The sequence below is a fragment of the Nonomuraea antimicrobica genome (genome assembly GCF_039536965.1).
Taxonomy (GTDB): Bacteria; Actinomycetota; Actinomycetes; order Streptosporangiales; family Streptosporangiaceae; genus Nonomuraea; species Nonomuraea antimicrobica.
The window spans coordinates 81,414-106,367 of record NZ_BAAAZP010000099.1 but is presented as its reverse complement, the minus strand read 5'-3'; the positions used below and the strand labels follow the sequence as shown (position 1 = coordinate 106,367).

Genomic DNA, 24,954 nt, shown 5'->3' with positions numbered 1-24,954 from the left:
GGCGCTCAGTCCAATAGTTCGAGCAGATCGCGGTCACCGCGTTCGCGGAGCCTGTTGAGCAGGTCCGGCAGGGCCACGGGGCTCGGCATCCCGATCCTGGTGGCGATCACCCTGGCCGCCTGGTCGCGGGTGCCTCCCGGAGCCGTGTACCCGACCAGGCGCAGGGCCTTGGTGATCTGCTCCGCTCCCTGCGCGGCGACCGGGAGGTGCCTGGCCCGCAGCACGCCCTCGTCCGACAGTGTCAGGAACAGGTGGCCGCCCTCCCTGGCCCCCACGTCCACGAGGAGGCGCTCGATCGACTCGAGCACCGGACGGCCGTGCCAGGTCATGCTCAGCTCGCCCGCGGCGCTCCTGACCGTCCTGGTCTCGCCCGGCGACAGGCCCAGGTACGTCGCGAACCCCGTCGGCAGCGCGCACTCGGACCCGGCGAGCTGCTCGGCCGTCACGTCGATGCGCAGCCACCACCGGCCGTCGGGCTGCCTGAAGCAGCGCTTGGTCTGGGAGACGTCCTTCAGCGGCTGGTACGGCTTGTCCTGCTCCGCCTCCTCGGGCTCCTCGCCGTTCACCTCGGGCGAGACGGTCGGCGTGAACGCCTGGAACTGCGGCACCGGCGCCGGGGGCGGCGGCAGTTGGACGGGGCCGAACGCCGACTGCTGCGCCGCCTCCGCGAGAGGCTGCTCCTGGTGCGGCTTGCGCTTCGGCAGGGGCGGCGGCGGCGCCTCCGGCTGCGGCGAGATCGCGGGCCCTGAGGACGGCGACGGCGGTGCCAGGGTCGTCAGCACGAACTGCCAGGCCGGGACCTCCAGCGCGCGGATCTCCACCTGGTGCCAGTCGGCCGCGCCGATGAGCTGCTCCTTGGGAGCGGCCGAGCCGAGCGTCCTGACCAGCTCGTCCAGGTGCGCCCGGTACGGGGCCGCCTCGTCGCTGGCCAGCCACTGGTCCAGGCGGGAGCGCAACGCGTGCTCGGTCGCCGCGATCTCGGCCGGGGGGACGGCGAACAGCTTGGCGAGCTGGTCGACCGCCGAGGGCTCGTCGGTGAACACCCGGTTCTGCGCCACGGCCCAGCTCTTGTCGTCGAGCCCGGCGAACGCGGCCTCGATGAGCGCGGGGAGCGGCTGCTCCTGAGCCGACGGCTGGGGAGCGGGCTCGGAGTCCTCCTCGGAGGCGGACTCGTCGACCGACGCCGCGACGGGCTCGGGCGCGGGCTCATCGGCGGGTTCGTCAGTGGGTTCGTCGGCGGGCCGGGGGCCGTGCTCGGGGGCAGGCTCACCCTCGCCGCCGTCCGCGACTCCCTCAGCCTCCACGACACCCTCAGCCTCGGGAACGCCCTCCGGCTCAGGAACGTGCTCGGGCTCAGGAACCTGGCCGGGTTCCTGGGCCCGCTCCGGCTCCTGGGGATGCTCAGGTTCTTGAGGGTGCTCGGGCTCTCGCGCCTGCTCGGGGCCGGAGGCGGCGGACTCGTGCTGCAGCGCGGACCGGGCTTCAGGCACGGGCTGAGGTTCACGCACGGGCTGAGGTTCCAGCACAGGCTGAGGTTCAGGCACGGGCTGGGGCTCCGACTCTGGCGTCTCGCCGCGCTCCTCGGGCACCTGCCCGGCGTCGGCGTCGGCGTCCGCGACCCGCTCGGCGGTCTCCGGCGCACCCTCGCGGACCTCGGCAGCGACCTCGGCGGCCTCGGCGACGGCCTCGGAGGCGTCCTCGACGAGTTCGGCAAGCTCGGCGGCCTCACCGGACGCCCCGCGGTCGTCGACCGGAGGGGCGCTCTCCCGATGCGCGGCGGCCTCGTCAGCCGGGGCAGGCGCGACCACGGGAGCGTCCCCGGCCGCGATGACCTCGCGCTCCTCGCCGGTCTCCGCGGCGGCGCGCCCTTCCTGGACGTCGGCGGCGGGCTCCCGTACGACGGGCTTCTGCGCGCCCTGGCGGTCGAGACGGACGAGGACGGCCGAGAACAGCGTGCCGAGCACCGGCCGAGCCTGGATGAACGGCTGGTCCATCAGCTCACGGCTGGTCAGCGCCAGCAGCCCGGCCCACGATCCGGCCCGGTCGAGCGCGATCGCGACCGCGGGCTCGTCGGCGTCGTCCGGGTCCAGGACGTGCAGCGCCGGCAGGACGTCGCCCACCGCCGCCGCGGGCCAGTGCTCTAAGGCGATCTCCGTCAGCAGCTCGCCCAGTGACTCGGGCCCGATCGCTGCCAGCACCCGCGGCATGGGCAAACTGCGCCACCACGCATCCGGCAGGTCCGGCTGCCCGGTGAGTAGCGTGATCGTCGACGTGTCGCTCCACCTCAACGGTGGTACGAGGTCGCTCAGGCAGAAGTTCATCCCGTTCCGTTCACCAGCCCCTCACGCCGCCGCAGCGGTGCAGCCATAATCTCGCCGCCCACGGAACAGACCATAGTCCGGCAAAATAGCCCTACGCATCATGCACGACGCATCAACGCCGAACAGCGGCAAAGCGTAGACGCACGTAGTCCGCCATCCAGACAGTCTCCCTGCGAAGCGCCGGCGCGGCCAGCTCGTTGACGCGCCTGAGCAGGGGTTCGACGATGTCCGGCGGGAGCCCTTCGAGCACCGGCGCGGCGAACATGCGCACCCAGTCGGCGGCCCCGCCGGGGCACTCGTCAAGGGGCGTCGGCCGGTCGAAGTATTCGAGCAGCCTGACCACGAACCCCTCCTGCTCGAGGCGGCGGGCGTACTCGGCGGGCGTCGGGAAGTACCAGGGCAGGTCGGGCTCGCGCAGGCCGTACTCGCGCCAGGCGGTCAGCATCGCGGCGGTCAGCTCGGCGCAGTTGCCCGCGCCGCCCATCTCCGCGACGAAGCGTCCGCCAGGCGTGAGGGCCTCGTGGACGCTGGCGATCACGGCGCCGGGGTCGCGGCTCATCCAGTGCAGCGCGGCGTTGGAGAAGACCGCGTCGTACGGGTCCACCACCGTGAAGTCGTGTCCGTCGCCGATGATGAAGTTGACGCCCGGGTACTGGGCGAGCGCCTTCTCGATCATCGCGGCGGAGCCGTCGATGCCGAGGACGTCCGCGCCGTGGAAGGCGATCTGGGCGGTCAGCACCCCGGTGCCGCACCCGAGGTCGAGGACGCGCTCGCCCGGCCGCGGGTCGAGCAGGTCGACCAGTGGCGCGCCCTGTGTGGAGACGTAGCCGAAGCTGCTGTCGTAGGCGCGACTGTCCCACCGCTCCAAACTCGGCGTGTCATATCGCAAGACGATCAGCTCACATTCGATCAGACATCGGGCCCCCGTGGCCGTGCTGTCTGTTCACTTTAGAGCCTGAACGTCCCTACGACATATCAAGTCACATCTAGCTCAGCCCACACTCTTCATCCATTCGCTCTTCAAGTACGCCTTTGCCGCATCTGCCTGCGGAATCGTCATCAGAACCGGCGGACCGGGCGCCTTCGGAAGTTTCGCCGCCTGCTCGGCGTCGAGCGTGCCCTTCATGAGCATCGCCTCGCCGCGGGCCGGCCGGGCGAACCCCTTCTGGAGCAGGTTCTGGCCCTCGTCGGAGAACAGGAACTCCTGCCACAGCCGGGCCGCGGCCGGGTGCGGGGCGGCCTTGTTGATCGCCTGCACGTGGAAGCTGCCGAGCGCCGAGTCGCGGGGGATCGTCACCTTCCAGGCGTCGGAGTGGTTCGCGCTGCGGGTGGCGTTGAGGTGGTCCCAGGCCACGACCACGTTGGCCTTGGCCGGCACGGTGAGCCGCCCGGCCTGCTTGAGCTTGGCGAACAGGGCCACGCCCTGCTCAGGCTTCGGCACTCCCGCGTGCATGGAGGCCGCCATGACGCCGCCGAACGCCGAGTCCGAGCGCAGCGGGTCGCCGTCGAGCGCGACGCGGTAGCCGGGATTGAGCAGGTCGGCGACGGAGGCGGGCGGTTTGACCTCGCGCGGGTCGTACCCGATGGACATGTAGCCGCCGTAGGCGGCGTACCAGGCGCCCGCCGGGTCCTTGACGTGGTCGGGCAGGTCCTGCCAGCCCTGCACCTTGTACGGGGCGAAGCGGTCTGCCCCGTAGACGGCCTGGTCCATGGTCAGGTCGAAGACGTCGGGCTTGAGTTGCGCGGCGACGTCGAGTTCCCGGCGGCTGCTCGCTCCGGGCTCCAGCTCGTTGATCTTGAGGTCGTACTTGTCGGCGAAGGTGTCGATGATCTCGCCGTAGTTGACCCAGTCGCGGGGCAGGGCGATCACGTTGAGCTCGCCCTCGCGCTTGGCGGCGTCGACGAGGCGCTCCATGGTGCCGAAACCGGCCTTCATCGAGGCGCCCTGGACGTTCACCGGCGGCAGGTTCTTGGCCTGCGGGTTGCTGGAGTCGGTGGACGACGCGCCGCATCCGGCGCTGGCGAGGATGGCTGCTGCGGCGGCGCAGGTACGTACAGTCACACAGTGAATACTTACCGTTACATTCGCCCAGGTCGAGGAGGCGCGGCCGGAACGACCTTGGCGGCCACCAGCGTCTCTTCGGGAATTTCCACCACCGTGCCATCCTTTTTGCGGACTTCGAGTACGCCGTCCGCCCACGACACGAGCACACCCACCACATCGCGAAATCCGCCAGGGACACGCCTACGGGTAGTGATCCGTGCGCCTATGTCCTGACTTGTGATGGCGATGACGAGGCGTGCGGCCACGAGTTTGCCACCCTCCGTTTCGGCCAGTAGGCAAGCACGGCAATACTAGGGCGTAGCAAACCGCGGTCAGAGTCATGTCATGGTGCGGAGAAGAAGGAGCTCGAGGTGACCTACGTCATCGCGCAGCCTTGCGTGGACGTCCTGGACAAGGCGTGCATCGAGGAGTGCCCCGTCGATTGCATCTACGAGGGCGAGCGCATGCTTTACATCCACCCCGACGAGTGTGTGGACTGCGGCGCGTGCGAGCCTGTGTGCCCCGTCGAGGCGATCTTCTACGAGGACGACCTTCCCGAGCAGTGGAAGGACTTCTACAAGGCGAACGTGGACTTCTTCGAAGACCTCGGCTCGCCAGGGGGCGCCTCGAAGGTCGGCAAGATAGAGAAGGACCACCCGGTGGTGGCCGCCCTGCCGCCGCAGGGAGAGGACCACTGACGGGTCTCGTCCACGTCGTGCGCGGGGGCATCCGGGTGGATGCGCCCCGTTCGCGCTGCGCTCCCGTGTCCCGGTGCGCCCGCACCCTGCCGAACACCCTGGAGAATCGTGAACAAGCTACCTGACTTCCCCTGGGATCGGCTGGAGCCGTACAAGGAGCGTGCGCTCGCGCATCCCGACGGGATCGTCGACCTCTCGATCGGCACGCCCGTCGACCCCGTGCCGCAGATCGTCCAGGACGCGCTCGTACGCGCGGCCGACAGCCCCGGCTATCCCTTCACCCATGGCACCAGGCCGCTGCGCGAGGCCGCGGCCGGGTGGCTGCGGCGGCGGCACGGCGTCACGGTCGACCAGGAGCAGGTGCTCCCGCTGCTCGGCTCCAAGGAGTTCGTCGCCTGGCTGCCCACCTATCTGGGCGCGCGGCACGTGGTCTTCCCCGAACTGGCCTACCCCACGTACGACGTGGGCGCCCGGCTGGCCGGCGCGGCGGGCACGGCCTCCGACAGCACGCTCGCGCTCGGTCCCGAGCCCGTCGACCTCATCTGGGTCAACTCCCCGGGCAACCCCACGGGCCGCGTGCTGCCCGCCGAACACCTGCGCAAGATTGTGGCCTGGGCGCGCGAACGCGGCGCGGTGGTGGCCTCCGACGAGTGCTATATCGAGCTCGGCTGGGAGGAGCGGCCGGTCTCGATCCTGCACCCCGACGTCTGCGGCGGCTCCCATGAGGGGCTGCTCGCCGTCCACTCGCTCTCCAAGCGCTCCAACCTGGCCGGATACCGCGCCGGGTTCGTGACGGGAGATCCCGTCCTGGTCAAGCGGCTGCTGGAGACCCGCAAGCACGCGGGCATGCTCATGCCCCAGCCCGTACAGGCGGCGATGACCGCCGCGTTCTCCGACGACGAGCACGCCGACCGGCAGCGCGAGCGGTACGCCGCCCGCCGCGCCGCGCTGCGCCCCGCCCTGGAGAAGGCCGGGTGGAGCATCGACCACTCGACGGCCGGCCTGTACTTCTGGGCCTCCAACGGGCAGAGCGCCTGGGATCAGGTAAGCAAGCTCTCCGAAATCGGCATTTTGGTCGCGCCCGGCGAATTCTACGGATCGGCAGGTGGGCAGCACATCCGCGTCGCCGTCACGGCCACGGACGAGCGGATCGGTGCGGCGGTGCTCCGGCTCCAGTAGGATCCCCCCGACGTGGCCGGGCGTACCGGCTTGGCGCGGACAAATTGACAAGTGCTTTTGCCGAGGCAGACCGCGAGTGGAGCGAGCTGATCGATGAGCATGACCTCCATGGTCGTACTCGGGCTGAGCATCGCCACCGTCCTGCTGCTGCTGGGGGCCTTCTGGGCCACCATGCGGCAAGACAGGAAGGGCCGCGCGAGCGCGCCGCCCGCTGAGGTCGCTCCCGTCGAGCCCCCGCTGGCGGCACCGGTGAGCGTCCCCGGCGATGTCGGCACCGACTACGCCGACCCGCGCACGATCCAGGTCGGCGACCGGATCGAGGTGCACGGGTCACCCGCACGCGTGCTCGGCGCCACGCACGTCTCGTGGCAGGGGCGGCAGTGGACGGAGTTCCTGCTGCGCGACGGCTCGCGGCGGCACCAGTGGCTCTCGATCGAGGTGCTGGCCGGTGATCCGCCGCACCTGGAGGTCCGGCTCTGGACGGACGTGCCCACCGAGGGCATGGTTCCGGCCAAGAGCATGTTGATCATGGAGGGCATGGAGTTCTTCCCCGTCGAACGGGGCACCGCCGCCTTCCGCAGCGAGGGCGACACGGGCCTGCCCGAGCGGGGGCTGCTGGACTTCGCCGACTACAGCGCCTCCGACGGCCGCCTGCTCTCCTTCGAACGCATCCAGGGCCGCTCATGGACAGCCGCCTACGCCCAGCCCCTGCCGCCCGGCTCCATCACCATCGTCCGCCGCGCCTCCTGAAGCCGCGCCGCCTGACGCCCGCCTTCTGAAGCCCGTCTCCTGAAGGCGCGGCCCGACAGCCGTGGCGTCGTGTCAGGAGAGCTCGACCTGGCGGTCGCCGGCCTGGCCGCCCGCCTGCCAGCCGTCGGCCTCCGGATCGTTGCTCCAGGTGGCCCCGCTGTAGCCCACCCGCGTGAGGGCGTACTTCTCGGCGTGGGCCACCGACCAGGCGGCCACCAGCCACCCCCGCCGCTTCGTCGTGATGGCCGCGCTGCCCAGCGCCCGCGCGAGCTGCTTGCGGGCCTCGGCGGTGCGGGGCTGCGGCGCCGGGGTCTTGTCCGAGGGGTACCAGCACTGGACGGCCTGCGGCACCCGCCCGGTGAAGGCGGCCGCGAGGATCTTGGCCTGCGTCTCGTGCGGCGCGTACGCGTACCCGCCCGCCGACCGCTGCACCTCCTGCGCCGCCTCGGCCAGCGGGATCTTCCGGTAGTTCTTGACCTTGACCAGCGCGGCGAAGAACTTGTTGGTGGCGTAGACGGGGTCCATGAGCTGCTTCTTGGTGCCCCAGCCCTGCGACTCGCGCTGCTGGAAGACGCCCACGGAGTCGCGGTCGCCGTAGTCGAGGTTCTGGATCTTCGACTCCTGCAACGCGGTCGCGTACGCGATCACCACGGCCCGCTCGGGCAGCTTGCGGCGGGCCGCGACGGCGGCGATGGTGGCCGAGATCTGGGCCTGCTCGGGGATGAGGTTGATCACGCCCTCCGGCGTGTTGACGACGCAGTAGGGCTCGGGCTCCCCGGCCAGCCGCGGCGTCCTTTTCAGCAGTTGGTAAAGGCCGAAGGAGACGCCCACGGCGAGCACGACGACGATGATCGCGATGGCGATGACTCCACGTGAGAAGCGCAGGCGCACCCTGAAGAACCTACCCGGGCCGGATAGGCTCCGTGGCCATGAGTCACGTGAGCACCTCGTCACCGATACCCACCGTGGTGGACGAGCTGTGGGAGCGCCGCGCGGAGCTGTCGCCGGCCGACGTGGAGGCACGTCACCTCGTGGTCGGCGCGGTCGATCTGCTCGACAGGGGCGAGGCCCGAGCCGCGCGGCTGGTGGGCGACGAGGTCGTCGTCGACGAGCGCGCCAAGCGGGCCATCATGCTCAGCTTCAAGGTGCTCGGCATGGCCCGCTCACAGGTGGGCGACTTCCACCACCACGACAGGCATCCGCTGAAGAGCACGTTCGAGGGCGTGCGGGTGGTGCCGGGGGCGATCGCGCGCTGGGGCTCCTACCTGGCGCCCGGCGTGGTGCTGATGCCGTCGTTCACGAACATCGGCGCGTACGTGGACTCCGGCACGATGGTCGACACCTGGGCGACGGTCGGTTCCTGCGCACAGATCGGGAAGAACGTGCACCTGTCGGGCGGGGTGGGCATCGGCGGGGTGCTGGAGCCGCCCACCGCCGTACCGGTCGTCATCGAGGACGACGCGCTGATCGGCAGCCGGGCCATGATCGTCGAGGGCGCCCGGGTCGGCGAGGGCGCGGTCGTCGGGGCGGGCACGATCCTGTCGGCGTCGATCCCGGTGATCGACGCCGAGACCGGCGAAGAACTCGACCGCGGCAGGGTCCCCGCCTGGTGCGTGGCCGTCAGCGGCACCAGGCAGAAGGAGTTCCCCGGCGGCACGTTCGGCCTGCCGTGCGTGCTGGTGATCAAGCGGCTGGAGCCGGGGCGGCGACACGACAAGGCGGCGCTCAACGACGTGCTGCGCGAACACGGAGTGAACACCTGATGCTCGACCTGACCCAGGACGTACGCGACCTGACCGCCGCGATCGTGGACATCGAGTCGGTGAGCGGCGCGGAGAAGGCGCTGGCCGACGAGGTAGAGCGGGCGCTGACGGCGCTGCCCCACCTGCGGGTGGCCCGGTCGGGCGAGACGGTCGTGGCCCGCACCGAGCAGGGGCGCTCCGAGCGCGTGCTGATCGCCGGGCACCTCGACACCGTCCCCGTGGCCGCCAACCTGCCCAGCCGTGTCGAGGGCGACCTGCTGTACGGCTGCGGCACCTCCGACATGAAGGCCGGCGTCGCGGTCGCGCTCAAACTGGCGGCCACCGTGCCCGCCCCCGGCAGAGACGTCACGTACGTCTTCTACGACTGCGAGGAGGTCGAGGCCGAGCGCAACGGCCTCACCAGGGTCGCCCGCGACCACCCCGGCTGGCTGGCGGCCGACTTCGCGGTGCTCATGGAGCCCACCGACGGCGTGATCGAGGGCGGCTGTCAGGGCACGCTGCGCGCCGAGGTCACGGTGACCGGCAAGCGGGCGCACAGCGCCAGGTCGTGGTTCGGGGTCAACGCCATTCACGGGATCGAGCCGGTGCTGGCCCGGCTGAACGTCTACGAGGCGCGCCGGCCGGTGGTCGACGGGCTCGAATACCACGAAGGGCTGAACGCGGTCGGCGTCCGGGGCGGCGTGGCGGGCAACGTGATCCCCGACGAGTGCGTGGTGACCGTCAACTACCGTTTCGCGCCCGATCTGTCGGTCGAGGCGGCGCAGGAGCACGTACGCGAGGTGTTCGACGGATTCGCGGTCGGCTTCGTGGACCTCGCGCCGGCGGCCAGGCCGGGGCTGACGCATCCGGTGGCGGCGGCCTTCGCCGCGGCCGTCGGCGGCACCCCGCGCGCCAAACTAGGCTGGACCGACGTCGCCCGCTTCGCCGAGCTGGGCGTCCCCGCCGTCAACTACGGCCCGGGAGATCCGAACCTCGCGCACCAGCAGGGCGAGTACGTGTCGCGCTCGAAGATCGTCGAGAGTGAGCGGGCCATGCTGGAGTGGCTCACAATATGAAAGTGGCCTTCCTCGCCGGCCATTTGGCGGGGAAGACCACTTTCAGTCCCGAGCAGCACCCTCGTCGGTTAGACGTGAGGGGGTCGAAATTCGGTTCCCTGCTTCTTCCAAGATTTTTAAGACCGGTGTTCCGTCCTCGCTACCTGCGGTTTCGCTCCCAGCGGGCAGTCTGGATCCCCTACGGGCCCCTTTCGAGCAGGGCCGCGGACGCGGGCCCGGTCGCTAATGAGAAGGACTAGCGTGATCCCCATGGCACAAAATCGTCGGGAACGCCGCCAGGGCCAGGCGTTCGTCCGCGGCAACCTCGTCCCCAGCTCCACCCACGACCAGCGCCTCCTGGCCCGTCAGGGGCCCTCCGACTGGGTGCACATGGACCCGTGGCGGGTGCTGCGCATCCAGGCGGAGTTCGTGGAGGGCTTCGGCCAGCTCGCCGAGCTGCCGCCGGCGGTCACCGTCTTCGGCTCGGCCCGCACCAAGCCGGGCTCCTCCGACTACACGATGGGCGAGGCGCTCGGCAGGAAGCTGGCCGAGTCCGGCTACGCCGTGATCACGGGCGGCGGGCCCGGCGTCATGGAGTCGGCCAACAAGGGCGCGACCGAGGTCGACGGCGCGGTGTCGGTCGGGCTCGGCATCGAGCTGCCGTTCGAGCAGAGCATGAACGAGTACGTGGACCTCGGCATCGAGTTCCGCTACTTCTTCGTGCGCAAGACGATGTTCGTCAAGTACTCCTGCGGCTTCATCGCCCTGCCCGGCGGCTTCGGCACGCTCGACGAGCTGTTCGAGGCGCTCACGCTGGTGCAGACCCACAAGGTCACCTCCTTCCCCGTGGTGCTGATGGGCTCGGAGTTCTGGGGCGGGCTGACGGAGTGGATCAAGGGCACGCTGCTGGGCACCGGGAAGATCGCGTCGCAGGACCTCGACCTGATCACCATCACCGACGACGTCGACGAGGCCGTGCGCATCATCGTCGACGCCGACCTGGCCCGCTCCAAGGGGCGCCAGCAGCAGGAGCTGGAGGCCGCCGCCGTCCAGACCGCCGAGCCCCAATAGGCTTGTCCGACGTGAACATCTGCGTCTTCTGCGCCTCCAGCCTCACCATCGACCACAAGTACATCGAGCTGGCCGAGCACGTGGGCGCCGAGCTGGCCAAGCGGGGTCACACCCTGGTGAGCGGCGGCGGCTCCGTCTCGTGCATGGGCGCCGTCACCTCGGCCGCGCGGGCCGCGGGCGGTCGTACGGTGGGCGTGATCCCGCAGGTGCTCGTGGACATGGAGGTGGCCGACGAGGAGTCCGACGAGCTGATCGTCACGGCCGGCATGCGCGAGCGCAAGGCCGTCATGGACGCCCGCTCCGACGCGTTCCTCGTGCTGCCCGGCGGCATCGGCACGCTGGAGGAGCTGTTCGAGATCTGGACGGCCCGAGTGCTCGGCATCCACGATCGCCCTCTGGTGCTGCTCGACCCCTTCGGCCTGTACGAGCCGCTGAAGAAGCTGGTCGAGGGAATGTACGACGAGGGCTTCACCCGTCCCGACGTCTTCGACGCGATCTCCTGGACCACGACCGTGGACGAGGCGTTCGCCCATCTCGAAGCTCGGGCGCAGCCGGTCCGCCCCAGCGTGGCCGAGCTGGGCGAGGCCGCCGGCTGACCTGCGCGAGGGGCGTCGTGTGGGGGTAAGCGCGAAATGCACGACTTGCGGTGGACCGCTAAATGAGGTCCACCGTGTGAGTACGATGCCAATGTGCTGGTCATACTCGCCATCGCCGCCATCGCCATCCTGGCCTGCGTGGTCCTGGTCTCCCTGGGCAGGGGCGGAGAGCTGACCGAGTTCCCGCCCGACGTGCCCCCGCTCGACCTGCCAGAGGCGGCCCAGCTCACGGCGGTCGACTTCATGGCGCTCCAACTGCCGGTCAGCCTGGTGGGCTACCACACGCAGAGCGTCGACGAGACGCTGCGGCGCGCGGCCGGTGCGATCAGTGCCCGCGACACCCGCATCGCGGTGCTGGAGCAGCGGGTCTCCGAGCTGCTGTCGAGCCGCCTGCACGCGCGCCAGGAGGTCTACGCCGCGCCCGGGGCCGGGCCGCGCACCGAGCACGAGCCGCAGGCCCCGACCGCGCCGCGCGAGCTGCCCGAGTCCGGCGATCCGGTGTCGGCGAGCGGGGCCTCGGTGTCCTGGGGTGACGGCGCCGGGCTCCAGCGCGTGCCGGAGGAGCCGGAGTGGCGCGTCTCCCCGGCCGACGACGCACCCGCCGCGGAGGATGCAGCGGAAGCAGCGGAAAAGGCGGAGGAAGACCAGGAGAAGCCGGGCGACGGCGAGCCGTCCACCGAGGCGAAACCCGAGGACGCCGAGGCGAAACCCGAGGACGAGTTCACGTCCGAGGATCGGCCGCACGAGACCGGCAAGTCACACGAGACCGGTGAGTCGCGCCGGACGGGCGAGGCCGACGACGAGGGCGCGCGCGCCTCGCTGGGCAAGGACGGTGATGAGCGCCGGTGACCGAGCCCACCCCGACTGCCCCGATCCCGACCGTGCTGCCCCCGCCCGAGCCGCGCACGACCGAACCGACCCGGTGTGCCTGGGCGGGCCTGGCCGACCCGATGTACCTCGCCTACCACGACGAGGAGTGGGGCCGCCCGCTCAAGGGCGACGACGAGGTCTTCGAACGCGTGTCGCTGGAGGCGTTCCAGTCGGGTCTGTCGTGGCTGACGATCCTGCGCAAGCGGGAGAACTTCCGCGCCGCCTTCGACGGCTTCTCCATCCCCAAGGTGGCCGCGTACACGGAGCAGGACGTCGAGCGGCTGCTCGGCGACGCGGGCATCGTCCGCAACCGGGCCAAGATCGAGGCGGCCGTGGCCAACGCCAGGGCCGCGCTCGACCTGCCCGGCGGCCTCTCAGAGCTGGTGTGGCGGTACGCCGACCCCGACGCGCCCGCGCCGAGGACCATGGCCGACGTGCCCGCCACGACCCCCGGCTCGAAGGCGCTGGCCAAGGAGCTGAAGAAGCACGGCTTCCGATTCGTCGGCCCGACCACGGTCTACGCGCTGATGCAGGCGATCGGCCTGGTCAACGATCATATCGAGGGTTGTCCGGCTCGTACGCGGTGAGCTCGACGCTGTGGCTGCGGCCCAGCGACCCGCCGAGCGCGACGGTGACGACGGGCCTCTTGCCGAGCTGCACCGAGACCGTGTCGTCGGCGTTGCGCACCCCGCGCGCGGCCCGGTCGAGGGTGAGTCGTACGACGTCCACGGTCCTGCTCGGGTCGGCCACGGCCAGGACGACCCGCTCGCTGGCCCGGCGCAGCATGACCACGCACGGCGCGTCCGCGCTGACGATCCCGGCGCTGCCCGCCGCCCAGAACGTGGCCCCGAACAGCCGGCGCACCTCCACGGCCTGCAGCCGGTCGGTGTTGGACAGCACCCGTACGGGACGCCGCCCCCGGAACGACCGGGTCCCCGCCCGCGAGGCGCCAGGCAGCAGCACATAGGTGTAGGCGTCCTCGGCGGGGTCGGTGCCGTGGTCGAGCCAGAACGTCACGTAACGCCGCGAGACGGGCTCGAAGGCGGCCTGGGTGTCGTCCCCGGTGTTGATGTCCCGCCAGCGGCCCGTACGCGTGTCCGTGAGCATCCTGATCCCCTCGAACACGTAGCCGCCCACCCCGGGCAGGTGCGCCCACCCGTCTCCCACGTACGGCTGCGCCTCCGTGGCCCGGTTGTCCACCACGGTCTCGACCGTCCGGCCGTCGTGGCTCGTGATGCCGCTGCCCAGCGCCACCACGGCGTTGTCGAGGCACATCCACGACTTGCGGGCCCGCAGGCTCACCCCGTCGCCCCGCAGCTCCATTGCGGCCACGCCGTAGCGGCCTTCGAGCGCGACCCCGCCCGCCCACGCGTTGGCCGGACGGTAGGCGGAGAAGTCGAGATCCTCGCGTCTGCGGGTGTCCACGGTGGTGCCGGGCAGCCGGTACGGATCGACCGTCGGCCAGAAGTCGTGTCCGTAGTGGTCGGGGTCGCCGGAGTAGACGTAGGTCATGCCGTCACCGGTGTACCAGCCGTGCCGGTTCTCCCCGTTGATCGCCTCGTACGCCGAGACCCGCTGCGACGACATGCTGATCGCCACCGACCAGCCGGGCCGCCGGTGCACCACCCGGTCCATCGAGGGGAACACGAAGTGCCCGACGGGCCCGAGGGCCGCCTCGACGGTCTTGTCGTCCAGCACCTCGACCGCCCGCCGGGTCTCCGGCACGTCCGCGTGCTCCAGGTAGGGCCGGGCCGCGCCGCGCTCGATCCACCCCTTGGCCAGCTCTCTGAACCTGCTCCGGTACGGCTCGGGCGCGCTCTGCGCCAGCAGCAGCACCGCCCCGGTCAGGCCGTGCCCGGCCACGCCGTCGGAGAACTCCTGCCGGCTGACCGCCCGCCCCCTGACGGTGTCCATCAGCAGCCCGTCGTGGACGAACGGTGCGAACGAGCGCTCGACCGCGTCCAGCACCACCCGCCGCCCCGGGTCGGTGATCTCCCACGGCGAGCCGTGCAGCAGCGCCAGGGTCTCGGCCACCGCGATGAGCAGGGACAGGCCGTAGGAGCCCGTGTAGGCGACGGTGCCGTGCTGGATGAACGAGCCGTCGCGGTAGAAACCGTCGCCCGACTCGGCGTAGCCGAACACGCTGTTGCGCCCGCCGTCGCGTACGTCGGACAGCCCGTCACGCGCCAGGACGAGCTTGTCGGCGTCACGCCCGGCCACACCGCGGAAGGCCAGGATGGCGGCCTTGTCGGCCCGGTTGGCCCCGCTCTCGCTGGCCTCGGGCCGCCACGCGCGACGGTCGGCGTCGGGGCAGAACCGGTCGATCGCCGCCAGGTACGCCTTCAGCCTGCCCACGTCGAGCCGGTCGCCGAGCAGCACGCACGCGCGGGACAGCTCGGCGGGCGTGCCGATCTCCCAGAACCACCAGTTGCCGCTCTCGTTCAGCCGCTCGTTGTAGTGCCGCTCGTGGAGCAGGTCGAGCGCGTCGATCACCTTCGCCGCCACGGCGTCGTCACCGTGCTGGGCCGTGCCCGGCGTGGCCCAGGCGGTGGCGATCATCCGCAGGCGGCCGTAGCTGCTCGTGACGTGGCCGGGGCGCCCTTCGAGCGGGAGATCCGGCCAGATCAGCCCGGGGACCATCTGGGCCAGCCGACCGCCGGCCCGCTCGCTCAGCGTGGCCAGCGGCCGGGCGCAGACCGGATCGGAGGCGTCGAGTTCGCCGCCGGTCAGGAGGGTGAGGGCCGTCGCACGCAGGGACTCGAAGTCGTGCGGGGCGGGGGGACGCGTCGCGTCGGATGAGCGCATGGCGCTAGCTTTGCGCATCCGCGCGTGGTGGATCGGTTACTCCGCGTTGAATGTCGGAGGTTCTTTCGCGAGGAAGGCTCGGGTCGCGTTCTGGTGGTCTTGGGTTGCGGCGCATTCGTCCTGAAGGTCGGCCTCCAGGGCCAGCGCGTCGGGCAGCGAGTGGGTCGCGGCGTAGGCCAGCGCCCGCTTCGTGGCGGCGTAGGCCAGGGTGGGGCCCTGCGCCAGGCGTACGGTCAGCTCGTGGGCGGTCTTCAGCAGGTCGTCGGCGGGCACCACGCGGGTGACCAGGCCCAGCTCCAGCGCGCGGGCCGCGTCGAGCGGCTCGCCGAGCAGCATCAGCTCGGCGGCGCGGCCCCGGCCCACCAGCCGCTGCAGCGTCCACGACGCGCCGGAGTCGGGCGCCAGGCCGATGCCCGCGAACGCCAGCGCGAACTTGGCCCGCTCCGAGGCCACCCGCAGGTCGCAGGCGAAGGCCAGCGACGCTCCCGCGCCCGCGGCCACGCCGTTGACCGCGGCAACCACCGGCTTGGCCATGGTGGAGATCAGCTCCACGATGGGGTTGTAGTGCTCGCGCACGGTGTTGGCCAGCCCGCGGCCCGCCTCCAGGTTGTCGGCGTGCTCGCGCAGGTCCTGGCCCGCGCTGAAGGCCCGGCCCGAGCCGGTGAGCAGCACCGCCCTGACCGCGCGGTCGCTCGCCGCCCGGCGCAGCGCGCCGAGCAGGGCCTCCTTGACCTCGGCGGTCAGCGAGTTCATCGCGTCGGGACGGTCGAGCGTGATGGTGGCGACGGCGTCGGCCACGTCATAGCGAATCAAATCAACTCCCTGTCGACAAATGCCGCGGCTGCGGGGAGCAACCGGGCGGCCTCCTGCTCGAAATAGGCTCTGGCCTGCTCGCCCGGCCAGCCCGCCGGCAGCAGCTCGGGCGGCAGGCCGGGGTCGCGGAACAGGAAGTTGCGCCAGCCGTGCACGAGCCGGCTCCGCGTGGCGAACACCTGGTCGGGCGGGGCCCCCTCGGGCAGCGTGCTGATCAGCGTGACAGCCTCGGCGTGCCAGAGCGCGTACGCCTCGCCGATGGCGGCCAGATCCCAGGCCCTGGCGACCAGCTCGCGCGGGTCGCCCTCCAGCGCCGCGTCGAACCGGTCGGCCCGCACCTCCTCGCTTTCGAGCAGGTTGTCCAGCTCGATGGACGAGCGGGGGCCGATCCAGGTGCTCTCCGACAGCGACGCGTAGCCGAGGAACGTCAGGTCGGCCCGCAGCCGCTCGCGGCGCGGCCGATCTCTGACGGGCTCGAAGACGATCAGGTGCCAGCGGCCGTGCCAGGTCAGCGTCCCGGCTCGGTAAATTCTCAAGGCCGCCTCGTCCAGCCGCCTGACGCATTTCGCGGTCAGTCCGTAGCCGGCTCCCTGGGGCAGCCTCAGCGGATGCAGCCATCCCTGCCGCACCATGCGGGACACCGCCGTACGGACTGCCGGAGCGGCGATTTCCAGGGGTTTCATCAGCCGGACGAGCGCGGCGACGGACGCCTGGCCACCCCGCGAACGCAGGTGGTCTCCGTAGAGATCGAACAGAGCGGCGCGAGCGTGCACGGAGTCCAGTTTGGACGTCATCGCACGCCGCTACAACGCATTCTGGGAGGAGATCGTTACCCATGAGGGCTCTCGATGCGGGAGAATAGGACATCACAGAAGACGTGAATGCGCCGACCACCCCCTCGGGAGGTCGGAAATCGCGGGCCGCGGGAGCCCAAGGCAGGAAGGGATGCACGCATGGCGGCGATGAAGCCGCGGACCGGCGATGGTCCGCTGGAGGTCACCAAGGAAGGGCGCGGCATTGTCATGCGGGTTCCCCTCGAGGGTGGCGGCCGGCTCGTCGTGGAGATCTCCGCCGACGAGGCAAAGGCGCTCGGCGAGGCGTTGAAGAACGTCGTCGGCTGAGCGTTCCCGAGACGAGCTTGGTTCCACGACCCTGGCGTAAGTCCGGCGCCAGGGTCGCTGATGTTTGAGGAGATGTCCCGTGCCCATTGAGACCACTGCGTCGGTGGTCGCCGAGGTTCCCGACGATGCCACGCTGCTGGCCGTCCCCTACGGCTCCGACCTCAACCCCGCGGTCGAGCTGCACCTGCCGGTGTCCGACCTGCTGGCACACTACGAGGCCAAGGGCGCGGCCGGGGAGATCGTCGAGGTCGCGGTGGCACGGGCCGGCGGGGTGGGCCGGGTCCTGCTGTACGGGGTGGGCGACGGCTCGCCCCGCGCGCTGCGCACGGCCGGGGCCGCGCTCACCCGGAGGGCCAAGGGCCAGGAGACGCTGACCGTGGTGCCGCCCGAGGGCGACCTGGAGGCGTTCGCCGAGGCGGCGCTGCTGGCGGCGTACACGTTCAGGATCGGCGATGCGGGGCGGAAGCCGGTGCGGTCCCTGGCCTTCGCCGGGGGCGACGCGGAGCGGGTGCGACGGGCGCAGACCGTGGCGCAGGCGGTGGCGCTCGCCCGCGACCTGTCCAACACGCCCTCCTCGGTCAAGGACCCGGCCTGGCTGGCCGAGCGGGCCGCCGAGGTCGGCGTGCCGGTCGAGGTCTGGGACGAGGAGCGGCTGCAGGCCGACGGCTTCGGCGGCATCCTCGCCGTCGGGCAGGGCTCGGCCAGCCCGCCCAGGCTCATCAAGCTCTCCTACACGCCCGCCGAGCCGGTCGAGCGGCACGTGGTGCTGGTGGGCAAGGGCATCACGTTCGACTCGGGCGGGTTGTCGCTCAAGCCGACCGACAACATGAAGTTCCAGAAGACCGACATGGCGGGCGGCGCGGTCGTGATCGCCGTGCTGGGGGCGCTGGCCGCGCTGAAGGCCCCCGTACGCGTGACCGGGCTGGTGGCCTCCGCCGAGAACATGCCCTCGGGCACGGCCCAGCGGCCCAGCGACGTCATCAGGCACTACGGCGGGCGCACGGTCGAGGTGCTCAACACCGACGCCGAGGGGCGGCTCGTGCTGGCCGACGCGCTGGCCTACGCCGACGCCGTCCTCGACCCCGACGCGGTCGTCGACGTCGCCACGCTCACCGGGGCGATCACGGTCGCGCTCGGCCGCAGCGTCGGCGCCGTCTACTCCTCCGACGACGCGCTGGCCGGGCAGCTCGTCGAGGCGGGTGAGTCCGCCGGCGACCGGCTGTGGCGGATGCCGCTGATCGACGACTACGCGCCCGCGCTGGAGTCGCCGATCGCCGACCTGGCCAATGTCGAGGCCGGGTCCACGTTCGGGGCGGGGTCGATCACGGCGGCGTTGTTCCTGCGGGAGTTCGCGGGCAAGCGGCCGTGGGCGCACCTCGACATCGCCGGGGTCGGGCGCAGCACCCTCGACGAGGGCACCCTGAGTAAGGGCGCCACGGGCTTCGGCGTACGCGTGCTGCTGGAGTGGCTCACTAAGAGCTGATCTTGACGGCGGCGAGCAGGCCGTCGCCCAGCGGCATGAGCACCGAGCGCAGCCGTTCGTCCGACTGCACCAGCTTGCCCACCTCGCGCAGCGCCACCGTGTCGGTGTCGCGTTGCGCGGGGTCGGCCACGCGGTTGTGCCAGAGCATGTTGTCGAAGGCCACGATGCCGCCCACGCGCAGCAGGCGGACGGCCTCGGCCAGATAGTCGGCGTATTCATGCTTGGCGCCGTCGGCGAACACCATGTCGTAGCCGCCGTCGGACAGCCGCGGCAGCACGTCGAGCGCCCGGCCCGAGATGAGCCGCACCCGCCCGCCGGAGAACCCGGCCTCCGCGAACGCCTGTCTGGCCAGCCTCTGGTGCTCGGGCTCGACGTCGACGCTCGTCAGCGTGCCGTCGGAACGCATGCCGCGCAGCAGCCACAGCCCCGAGACGCCGCAGCCCGTGCCGATCTCGACCACGGCCTTGGCGTTGACGACGGTGGCCAGGAAACACAGAGCCGCACCGCCGCCGGGAAGGAGGGGTACGGCACCCATCTCCAGCCCGCGCTGCCGCGCCGCGTGCAGGATCTCATCCTCGTGATGGAACTGCTCCGCATAGGCCAGAGTGGCCTCCACCGGAGTGGTCATCGGCCTCCTCCCCCCACTTTCGTGCGATTGGTCCGCGAGATTGGCACCGATCGCAGCCTAGGGGAGACACGCCATGACGGGAACTCAGGAGGGTCCCACGGCGTTGCAGGTTTAAACGGGCTTTGCCGGTCCGGAGGGCAGGCAGTGCGCACGAAGGGACGAAACCAGGCACTATGGCGGTAGCGGTGGTCCCAGAGAGAGGAGTTCTGGTGGACGAAAGCGACCACCAGACCGATACTCCCGTGTCGTCTGACTGGACACCTCCCACCTGGGAGGAAGTGGTGCGGACCCACTCCGCACGCGTGTATCGGCTGGCATACCGGCTGACCGGCAACGTCCACGATGCGGAAGACCTGACCCAAGAGGTCTTCGTCCGGGTTTTCAGGTCGCTGTCGAGCTACACCCCCGGCACCTTCGAGGGCTGGCTGCACCGGATCACGACCAACCTGTTCCTCGACATGGCGCGGCGCAAGCAGCGCATCAGGTTCGAGGGGCTGGCCGACGACGCCGCCGAGCGCCTGCGCGGTCGCGAGCCGTCCCCGGCGCAGGCGTTCGACGACGCCCATCTGGAGCCCGACATCCAAGCCGCCCTCGACGCGCTCGCACCCGAGTTCCGGGCCGCGATCGTGCTGTGTGACATCGAGGGCCTGTCTTACGAGGAGATCGCGGCCACGCTCGGCGTCAAGCTGGGTACGGTCCGAAGCCGTATTCACCGTGGCCGGGCGCAGTTGCGGGAGGCGCTCGATCACCGGGCCCCCCGTAATTCTCAACTCCCCCCGACCGTGATCCGTGGGGAGGAAGTCTGACATGGCTCATCTGGGAGAACGCGTCTCCGCGCTCGTCGACGGAGAGCTGAACCACACCGAGCGCGAGCGTGCGCTCGCGCATCTGACTTTCTGCGCTGACTGCAGGCGCGAGGTCGAGTCGGTGCGGGCGCTGAAGTCGCGCCTGCGCTCGCTCGAGTCGCCGGCGCTGCCGGCCGACCTGACGATGTCCCTGCTCCGGATGGCGGAGCCGGGCGGGCCGTTGCCGCCGAGGGAGCGCCCTTTCCCGTCCCGCACGTTCGGCGGGGTGCCCATACCTGGGCCGCACAGCATCACTCCGCTGGACAACCGCCCGCGCAGGGACGCCATCGGTGGGGCCACTGGCCCTGGTCGCGGTGGTAGGAGGCGCTCGGCGTACGTGGCGGTCGGGGTGGTCTCCGCGGCCGTGGCGCTCGGCACCTTCTTCGCCGCCACGGGGATCGGTCAGGAGAGTCCGGCCCCGCCGGTCGAGCTCTTCCAGCAGCAGGCTCGTACGAACACGCCGTCAACCGCCACACCTTGACCGATATGCCGGGGAAGACTCGGTTGGCGTAGTCGGAGGTGCGCGGGGCATACGATCTGGGTTCGGGAATTGTCATGGGCAAGTCCTGATTGAAGCTTTATAACCCTCGTATGCCGCAAGAGCGAGGATTGCGGCGGCCGAGCCAAGGAGTGGTGAGACTTAGATGACCGACGAGACGCGCCCCACCGAAGGACGCACGCCGTCGGACTCCCCCGAGCCACATGGGCGGCCGGAGTTCCTGCCCGCGGACAACAGACCGGAACAGCACCGGCCGGACCAGCCCAGACCAGGTCAGCCCCATGCTGATCAGCCCAGACCTGATCAGCCCAGAACGGATCAACACGGCGGGTGGCCCGAGCCGCCCGTCTCGTTCGGCACACCGTGGGGCGACCCGTCGGGCCGCTCCGGGGTCTCGGGCTCGCCGCCGTACGAGCCGCGCCCGTACGAGCCGCGCCCCTACGACGCCTCGCCGCCGCACGGGCCGCCATACGACTCCTCGGGCCCGGACACCACCCAGACCGGCCCTCAATCCGGCCCCCAGATCGGCCCTCAGACAGGCTCGCCGTACGGCTCGCAGACCGGCCCGCAGCCCGTCACCCCCACCTACGGCACCTCGGCCCCCTCCTTCGGGCCCCCAGACAGCGCCTCCGCCCCCTCCTACGGCTCGCCTGACGCCGCCTCGGCCCCTTCCTTCGGGCCCCCCGACAACACCACCCGCTCCTACGACAGCCCCTTCTTCGGTCCTCCTGACGGGGGTGCCCGCTCCTACGAGGGCCCGCCGTTCGGCTCGTCTGGCGAAGGGCCGTCGTACGGCGTCGGCGCCTACGGGTACGGCGCCAGCACCGACGGGTACGGCGCCGGCACCGACGGGTACGGCGTCGGAACCGACGGGTACGGCGGCACTGGGGCAGCCCCGCCACCGCCGCGCCAGCCCCTCGGTATGGGGCCGGGCTGGGCGCCGCCACCGCCGGGCGGGCAGGGAGCCCATGCCGCCCGCCGTGGGCCCGGCGCTGGTGTCCTCATCGCCGCGGCCGTGGTCATCGCGCTGGTCGCCTCGGTGCTCGGGAGCGTCGGCACGTACCTGCTGACCAGGCCGGACGAGAGCAACGACCCCTCCTTCAGCCTCGGCCCGCTGCCGACCGGCGCCACCAACCGCGCGCCCGACTCGGTGGCGGGCGTGGCGGCCCGGGTGCTGCCCAGCGTGGTCTCTCTGGAGGTCGGCAACGGCACCAACACCGAGGGCGCGTCCGGCTCCGGCTTCCTGATCAAGAACGGCTACGTGGTCACCAACAACCACGTCGTCGCGCTGGCCGCGCAGGGCGGCGAGATCCAGATCGTGTTCAACAACCGCAAGACCACCACGGGCCGCATCGTCGGCCGTGACCCGGGCTCCGACTTGGCCGTGGTCAAGCCGGAGGAGACGTTCGGGACGCCGGAGATCACGCTCGGCAACTCCGACCAGGTGGTCGTCGGCGACCCGGTCATCGCCATCGGCTCCCCGCTGGGCCTGACCGGCACGGTGACGACCGGCATCGTCAGCTCGCTCAACCGTCCGGTCATCGCCGGTGACGACACCGGCACCAGCAGCGAGGAACCCGCGTACATCAGCGCCATCCAGACCGACGCCGCCATCAACCCGGGCAACTCGGGTGGGCCGCTGGTCAACGGCAGGGGCGAGGTCGTCGGGGTGAACTCGGCGATCGCGACGCTGGGGCGTTCGATGAGCAGCCAGGGCGGCAGCATCGGCCTGGGCTTCGCGATCCCGGTCAACCAGACGCGGCGGGTGGCCGAGGAACTGATCACGACCGGCCGGGCCAAGCGGCCCAAGATCGGCATCGTGCTGGACAAGGACTACCGGGGTGAGGGCGTACGCATCGCCTCGGAGTCGGTCGGTGGCCAGCCCGCGGTCACCAAGGGCGGGCCCGCCGACAAGGCGGGGCTGCGGGCGGGCGACGTGATCCTCGAGATCGACGGGCTGGCCCTGCAGGACGGGAACGAGCTGATCGCCCTCATCCGCAGCAAGACGCCCGGCTCCAAGATCAATATCAAGTTCCAGCGCGCCGGTGAGGAGCGCACGGCGACCCTCACGGTCGTCGCCGAAGACGAACCCACCCCGTCACCCTCCTGACCCCCGACCCCACCCCTCCCGACCTCGCCCGGCCTCGGTCCTGAGCGTCCGACCTGGCCCCGAGCGCCCGACCTGGCCCTGAGCGCCCGGCCCGGTCCTGAGCGGCCGTCCCGGCCCTGAGTGGCCGGCTCGGTCCTGAGTGGCCGACCCGGCCCTTGTGTCGCATCGCGGTGCCGCAGGAGTCCCCACCGGCCTCCTGCGGCACCTTCGCGACTCCCAGGGCCCCCAGGGACCGCACGGCCCTCCGTGGTCACACACGCCCGCCTGAGGCCGCATGCGCCGCCTGCGCGGGCGTGCGGCGTTGTGGGTGCCTACGGCGCTGTCTGCGCGCGACCTTGTCTGCGCGTGCGGCTCCGGGTACGCGCGGCTCTGTAGGAGTGTGGGCGACCGTGCAGGTGCGTCTGCGGCCTTCGGGAGAGCCCTCCCGTGCCGGTGGGGAGTGCCGTTCATGGTGCCGGGGTGCCGTTCTCCGCGCTCCGCGGTGTCATGGCGGGGAACTGGGTGAGGGGGGACGCCCGACCTACCTACGGGAGCCCTTAGTCTGTGGATAGGCCGGGGTTGTCCTCGGAGAGATTGGACTGCGGTAGGAGCTCACGGTGTTCGGACTCGGATGGCTGGAGGTCGGAGCGCTGATCGTGATCGCGCTGCTCGTCTTCGGTCCGGAAAAACTGCCGCAGGCCGCCGCGCAGGCGGGCAAGACGCTGCGCAACCTGCGCCGGATGGCGAACAACGCGCGCGACGACCTGCGCGCCGGTCTGGGCCCGGAGTTCCGCGACTTCGACCCGGCAGACCTCAACCCGCGCAACTTCGTCCGCAAGCACCTCCTCGACGACCTCGAGGACGACTGGAACAACAACAAGTCGCGCGACCTGGAGCCGGCCACCATGGCCCCCTACACGTCCGAGCCGGTCGACGAGCTGGGCTTCGGCGAGATCCCCCCGTACGACTCCGAAGCCACCTGACGAGCCCCCACGACGCGAGACGGGCCCGCCCAGGGGTCTGAGCGGGCCCGGCGAGGCGGGAAGCGGCAGCGCGGTCAGCCGCGCGGCGACAGGCCGAGATGGAGGCCCTTCAGGCTGGAGGAGCGCTTGCTCAGCCCGCCCGCGATCTTGCGCAGCTCCTCGGCGGCCGGCGAGTCGGGGTCGGTCAGCACCAGCGGCTTGCCTTCGTCGCCGCCCTCACGCAGCCGCAGGTCGATCGGCACCTGGCCGAGCAGCGGCACCCGCGCCCCCAGCGTCCGGCTCAGCGCGTCGGCCACGGTCTGGCCGCCGCCCTCGCCGAAGACCGCGATGCGCTCGTCGCAGTGGGGGCAGGGCAACCACGCCATGTTCTCGATGACGCCGGCGATCTGCTGGTGGGTCTGCGCCGCGATCGACCCGGCCCGCTCGGCCACCTCGGCGGCGGCCATCTGCGGGGTCGTCACGACGAGGATCTCCGCCGTCGGCAGCCGCTGGGCCACCGAGATGGCGATGTCGCCGGTGCCCGGGGGCAGGTCGAGCAGGAGCACGTCGAGGTCGCCCCAGTAGACGTCGGCCAGGAACTGGTGCAGCGCCCGGTCGAGCATGGGCCCGCGCCAGACCACCGCGGAGTTGCCCGGCGGCTTGAACATGCCGACCGAGATGACCTTGATGTCGTGGGCCACCGGCGGCATGATCATGTCTTCGACCTTGGTGGGCCGCTCGGACGCGCCCAGCATGCGCGGGACGCTGTGGCCGTAGATGTCGGCGTCGACGATGCCGACCTTGAGCCCGTTCGCGGTCATGGCGGCGGCCAGGTTGACCGTGACGGACGACTTGCCGACGCCGCCCTTGCCGCTGGCCACCGCGAGCACGCGGGTGAGCGAGCCCGGCTGGTTGAACGGGATCTCCTTCTCCGGCCCGCGGTCGCCCCTCAGCTTGGTCTGGAGGGTCTTGCGCTGCTCGGTGCTCATGACGTCGAGCTCGATCTGGACGCCCGTGACCCCATCGACCTTGGCGACGGCGTTGGTGACGTCGCGGGTGATGGTGTCCTTCATCGGACAGCCGGCCACGGTCAGGTAGACACCGACGCGCACCGCGCCGTCGGGAGCGATCTCGATGCTCTTGACCATGTCGAGGTCCGTGATCGGGCGACGGATCTCGGGGTCGATGACGGTGGAGAGTGCTGCCGTCACGAGTTCCTGGGTTGGTGCCATCGAAGTCTCGGCACGAGGGAGTGCCGTCCCTCCTTCGTCGGTATATGCGTGGCAGGCGCTGGACGCCGGGTGAGGATGCCCCTCCATGGTATGAACGAGAGCCTCCGCCGGGTTAATCCGCGCTGTTAGATGTCTGTGCAACAACGTCTTA

The 24,954-nt window shown here is 71.1% G+C and carries 25 protein-coding genes; 15 read left to right on the top strand and 10 right to left on the bottom strand.

The window, feature by feature from the left end; all coding sequences use genetic code 11:
* Window positions 1-5: 5 nt before the first annotated feature.
* From ABD844_RS27365 to ABD844_RS27350, 4 genes are all read right to left on the bottom strand, one after another.
* Window positions 6-2,321 (bottom strand): hypothetical protein, encoded by a 2,316-nt coding sequence (locus tag ABD844_RS27365; RefSeq protein WP_344883931.1) that lies wholly within the window; start codon window positions 2,319-2,321, stop codon window positions 6-8.
* Window positions 2,322-2,433: 112 nt separating this feature from the next.
* Window positions 2,434-3,210: a class I SAM-dependent methyltransferase gene (locus tag ABD844_RS27360; protein ID WP_344883928.1), complete on the bottom strand. Its 777-nt coding sequence runs from the start codon at window positions 3,208-3,210 to the stop codon at window positions 2,434-2,436.
* A gap of 102 nt (window positions 3,211-3,312) precedes the next feature.
* Window positions 3,313-4,383, bottom strand: a complete 1,071-nt coding sequence (locus tag ABD844_RS27355) for an ABC transporter substrate-binding protein (RefSeq protein WP_344883925.1) — start codon at window positions 4,381-4,383, stop codon at window positions 3,313-3,315.
* Between the two features lie 17 nt (window positions 4,384-4,400).
* Window positions 4,401-4,631, bottom strand: a complete 231-nt coding sequence (locus ABD844_RS27350) for a putative acetyltransferase (protein WP_344883922.1) — start codon at window positions 4,629-4,631, stop codon at window positions 4,401-4,403.
* A gap of 105 nt (window positions 4,632-4,736) precedes the next feature.
* Here ABD844_RS27350 and fdxA point away from each other — a divergent pair, with 105 nt between their 5' ends.
* The 3 genes from fdxA to ABD844_RS27335 all read left to right on the top strand — a co-directional run bounded on the left by fdxA (window position 4,737) and on the right by ABD844_RS27335 (window position 6,992).
* Window positions 4,737-5,063 carry a ferredoxin gene (gene fdxA / locus ABD844_RS27345; protein ID WP_106240826.1) on the top strand — a complete coding sequence of 109 codons (327 nt, stop codon included), beginning with the start codon at window positions 4,737-4,739 and terminating at the stop codon, window positions 5,061-5,063.
* A gap of 108 nt (window positions 5,064-5,171) precedes the next feature.
* Window positions 5,172-6,242, top strand: coding sequence for a succinyldiaminopimelate transaminase (gene dapC, locus ABD844_RS27340; protein WP_344883919.1), 1,071 nt, complete (start codon window positions 5,172-5,174; stop codon window positions 6,240-6,242).
* 93 nt (window positions 6,243-6,335) lie between these two features.
* The gene (locus tag ABD844_RS27335) at window positions 6,336-6,992 is read left to right on the top strand and encodes a DUF4178 domain-containing protein (protein WP_344883916.1); all 657 of its coding nucleotides are present in this window, start codon (window positions 6,336-6,338) and stop codon (window positions 6,990-6,992) included.
* A 72-nt stretch (window positions 6,993-7,064) separates the two neighbouring features.
* Here ABD844_RS27335 and ABD844_RS27330 read toward each other — a convergent pair whose 3' ends face one another.
* Window positions 7,065-7,883: a hypothetical protein gene (locus ABD844_RS27330; RefSeq protein ID WP_344883913.1), complete on the bottom strand. Its 819-nt coding sequence runs from the start codon at window positions 7,881-7,883 to the stop codon at window positions 7,065-7,067.
* Window positions 7,884-7,921: 38 nt separating this feature from the next.
* Here ABD844_RS27330 and ABD844_RS27325 point away from each other — a divergent pair, with 38 nt between their 5' ends.
* From ABD844_RS27325 to ABD844_RS27300, 6 genes are all read left to right on the top strand, one after another.
* Entirely contained in the window at window positions 7,922-8,755 is an 834-nt protein-coding gene (locus ABD844_RS27325; RefSeq protein ID WP_344883909.1) for a 2,3,4,5-tetrahydropyridine-2,6-dicarboxylate N-succinyltransferase, read from the top strand.
* The gene (gene dapE / locus ABD844_RS27320) at window positions 8,755-9,810 is read left to right on the top strand and encodes a succinyl-diaminopimelate desuccinylase (RefSeq protein WP_344883907.1); all 1,056 of its coding nucleotides are present in this window, start codon (window positions 8,755-8,757) and stop codon (window positions 9,808-9,810) included. Before ABD844_RS27325 ends, dapE begins: the two co-directional genes overlap by 1 nt.
* 249 nt (window positions 9,811-10,059) lie before the next feature.
* Window positions 10,060-10,860 (top strand): LOG family protein, encoded by an 801-nt coding sequence (locus ABD844_RS27315; RefSeq protein ID WP_344883904.1) that lies wholly within the window; start codon window positions 10,060-10,062, stop codon window positions 10,858-10,860.
* A gap of 11 nt (window positions 10,861-10,871) precedes the next feature.
* The gene (locus ABD844_RS27310; RefSeq protein WP_344883901.1) at window positions 10,872-11,456 is read left to right on the top strand and encodes an LOG family protein; all 585 of its coding nucleotides are present in this window, start codon (window positions 10,872-10,874) and stop codon (window positions 11,454-11,456) included.
* A 93-nt stretch (window positions 11,457-11,549) separates the two neighbouring features.
* Window positions 11,550-12,305: a hypothetical protein gene (locus ABD844_RS27305; RefSeq protein WP_344883898.1), complete on the top strand. Its 756-nt coding sequence runs from the start codon at window positions 11,550-11,552 to the stop codon at window positions 12,303-12,305.
* Window positions 12,306-12,406: 101 nt separating this feature from the next.
* The gene (locus ABD844_RS27300) at window positions 12,407-12,913 is read left to right on the top strand and encodes a DNA-3-methyladenine glycosylase I (RefSeq protein WP_344884063.1); all 507 of its coding nucleotides are present in this window, start codon (window positions 12,407-12,409) and stop codon (window positions 12,911-12,913) included.
* Here ABD844_RS27300 and ABD844_RS27295 read toward each other — a convergent pair.
* From ABD844_RS27295 to ABD844_RS27285, 3 genes are read right to left on the bottom strand one after another with little or no spacing between them, the layout of a single operon-like run.
* Complete coding sequence (locus ABD844_RS27295; RefSeq protein WP_344883895.1) at window positions 12,873-15,131, bottom strand: polysaccharide lyase 8 family protein; 2,259 nt, start codon at window positions 15,129-15,131, stop codon at window positions 12,873-12,875. The two genes, ABD844_RS27300 and ABD844_RS27295, sit on opposite strands and share 41 nt — an antisense overlap.
* Window positions 15,132-15,167: 36 nt before the next feature.
* A complete protein-coding gene (locus ABD844_RS27290; RefSeq protein WP_344883892.1) occupies window positions 15,168-15,944 on the bottom strand; it encodes an enoyl-CoA hydratase-related protein in 777 nt (258 codons plus the stop codon).
* Window positions 15,941-16,738, bottom strand: a complete 798-nt coding sequence (locus ABD844_RS27285; protein ID WP_344883888.1) for a PaaX family transcriptional regulator — start codon at window positions 16,736-16,738, stop codon at window positions 15,941-15,943. Before ABD844_RS27285 ends, ABD844_RS27290 begins: the two co-directional genes overlap by 4 nt.
* Window positions 16,739-16,897: 159 nt before the next feature.
* Here ABD844_RS27285 and ABD844_RS27280 point away from each other — a divergent pair, with 159 nt between their 5' ends.
* Together ABD844_RS27280 and ABD844_RS27275 are read left to right on the top strand one after the other, a co-directional pair.
* Entirely contained in the window at window positions 16,898-17,065 is a 168-nt protein-coding gene (locus ABD844_RS27280) for a DUF3117 domain-containing protein (RefSeq protein WP_020545024.1), read from the top strand.
* A 79-nt stretch (window positions 17,066-17,144) separates the two neighbouring features.
* Entirely contained in the window at window positions 17,145-18,548 is a 1,404-nt protein-coding gene (locus tag ABD844_RS27275; RefSeq protein ID WP_344883885.1) for a leucyl aminopeptidase, read from the top strand.
* On the opposite strand, the gene ABD844_RS27270 is transcribed toward ABD844_RS27275, so the two are convergent.
* Complete coding sequence (locus ABD844_RS27270) at window positions 18,538-19,176, bottom strand: O-methyltransferase (protein WP_344883882.1); 639 nt, start codon at window positions 19,174-19,176, stop codon at window positions 18,538-18,540. The two genes, ABD844_RS27275 and ABD844_RS27270, sit on opposite strands and share 11 nt — an antisense overlap.
* Before the next feature lie 173 nt (window positions 19,177-19,349).
* On the opposite strand from ABD844_RS27270, the gene sigE reads away from it, so the two are divergent.
* The 4 genes from sigE to ABD844_RS27250 all read left to right on the top strand — a co-directional run bounded on the left by sigE (window position 19,350) and on the right by ABD844_RS27250 (window position 23,592).
* A complete protein-coding gene (gene sigE, locus ABD844_RS27265; RefSeq protein ID WP_148440425.1) occupies window positions 19,350-19,982 on the top strand; it encodes an RNA polymerase sigma factor SigE in 633 nt (210 codons plus the stop codon).
* A gap of 1 nt (window position 19,983) precedes the next feature.
* Window positions 19,984-20,502, top strand: coding sequence for an anti-sigma factor family protein (locus ABD844_RS27260; RefSeq protein ID WP_344883878.1), 519 nt, complete (start codon window positions 19,984-19,986; stop codon window positions 20,500-20,502).
* A gap of 163 nt (window positions 20,503-20,665) precedes the next feature.
* Window positions 20,666-22,630, top strand: coding sequence for a trypsin-like peptidase domain-containing protein (locus ABD844_RS27255; RefSeq protein ID WP_344883875.1), 1,965 nt, complete (start codon window positions 20,666-20,668; stop codon window positions 22,628-22,630).
* A gap of 596 nt (window positions 22,631-23,226) precedes the next feature.
* Window positions 23,227-23,592, top strand: coding sequence for a sec-independent translocase (locus tag ABD844_RS27250; RefSeq protein ID WP_344883872.1), 366 nt, complete (start codon window positions 23,227-23,229; stop codon window positions 23,590-23,592).
* A gap of 74 nt (window positions 23,593-23,666) precedes the next feature.
* Here ABD844_RS27250 and ABD844_RS27245 read toward each other — a convergent pair whose 3' ends face one another.
* The gene (locus tag ABD844_RS27245; protein ID WP_344883869.1) at window positions 23,667-24,803 is read right to left on the bottom strand and encodes an Mrp/NBP35 family ATP-binding protein; all 1,137 of its coding nucleotides are present in this window, start codon (window positions 24,801-24,803) and stop codon (window positions 23,667-23,669) included.
* Window positions 24,804-24,954: the final 151 nt, after the last annotated feature.

Coding starts and splice junctions, on each gene's coding strand:
- ABD844_RS27365 (WP_344883931.1), bottom strand. CDS start 2,321: ATGAACTTCTGCCTGAGCGACCTCGTACCACCGTTGAGGTGGAGCGAC.
- ABD844_RS27295 (WP_344883895.1), bottom strand. CDS start 15,131: ATGCGCTCATCCGACGCGACGCGTCCCCCCGCCCCGCACGACTTCGAG.
- ABD844_RS27285 (WP_344883888.1), bottom strand. CDS start 16,738: ATGACGTCCAAACTGGACTCCGTGCACGCTCGCGCCGCTCTGTTCGAT.
- ABD844_RS27245 (WP_344883869.1), bottom strand. CDS start 24,803: ATGGCACCAACCCAGGAACTCGTGACGGCAGCACTCTCCACCGTCATC.
- ABD844_RS27255 (WP_344883875.1), top strand. CDS start 20,666: ATGACCGACGAGACGCGCCCCACCGAAGGACGCACGCCGTCGGACTCC.
- ABD844_RS27315 (WP_344883904.1), top strand. CDS start 10,060: ATGGCACAAAATCGTCGGGAACGCCGCCAGGGCCAGGCGTTCGTCCGC.
- ABD844_RS27280 (WP_020545024.1), top strand. CDS start 16,898: ATGGCGGCGATGAAGCCGCGGACCGGCGATGGTCCGCTGGAGGTCACC.
- ABD844_RS27335 (WP_344883916.1), top strand. CDS start 6,336: ATGAGCATGACCTCCATGGTCGTACTCGGGCTGAGCATCGCCACCGTC.
- ABD844_RS27300 (WP_344884063.1), top strand. CDS start 12,407: ATGTACCTCGCCTACCACGACGAGGAGTGGGGCCGCCCGCTCAAGGGC.
- ABD844_RS27260 (WP_344883878.1), top strand. CDS start 19,984: ATGGCTCATCTGGGAGAACGCGTCTCCGCGCTCGTCGACGGAGAGCTG.
- ABD844_RS27270 (WP_344883882.1), bottom strand. CDS start 19,176: ATGACCACTCCGGTGGAGGCCACTCTGGCCTATGCGGAGCAGTTCCAT.
- dapE (WP_344883907.1), top strand. CDS start 8,755: ATGCTCGACCTGACCCAGGACGTACGCGACCTGACCGCCGCGATCGTG.
- sigE (WP_148440425.1), top strand. CDS start 19,350: ATGGCGGTAGCGGTGGTCCCAGAGAGAGGAGTTCTGGTGGACGAAAGC.
- ABD844_RS27325 (WP_344883909.1), top strand. CDS start 7,922: ATGAGTCACGTGAGCACCTCGTCACCGATACCCACCGTGGTGGACGAG.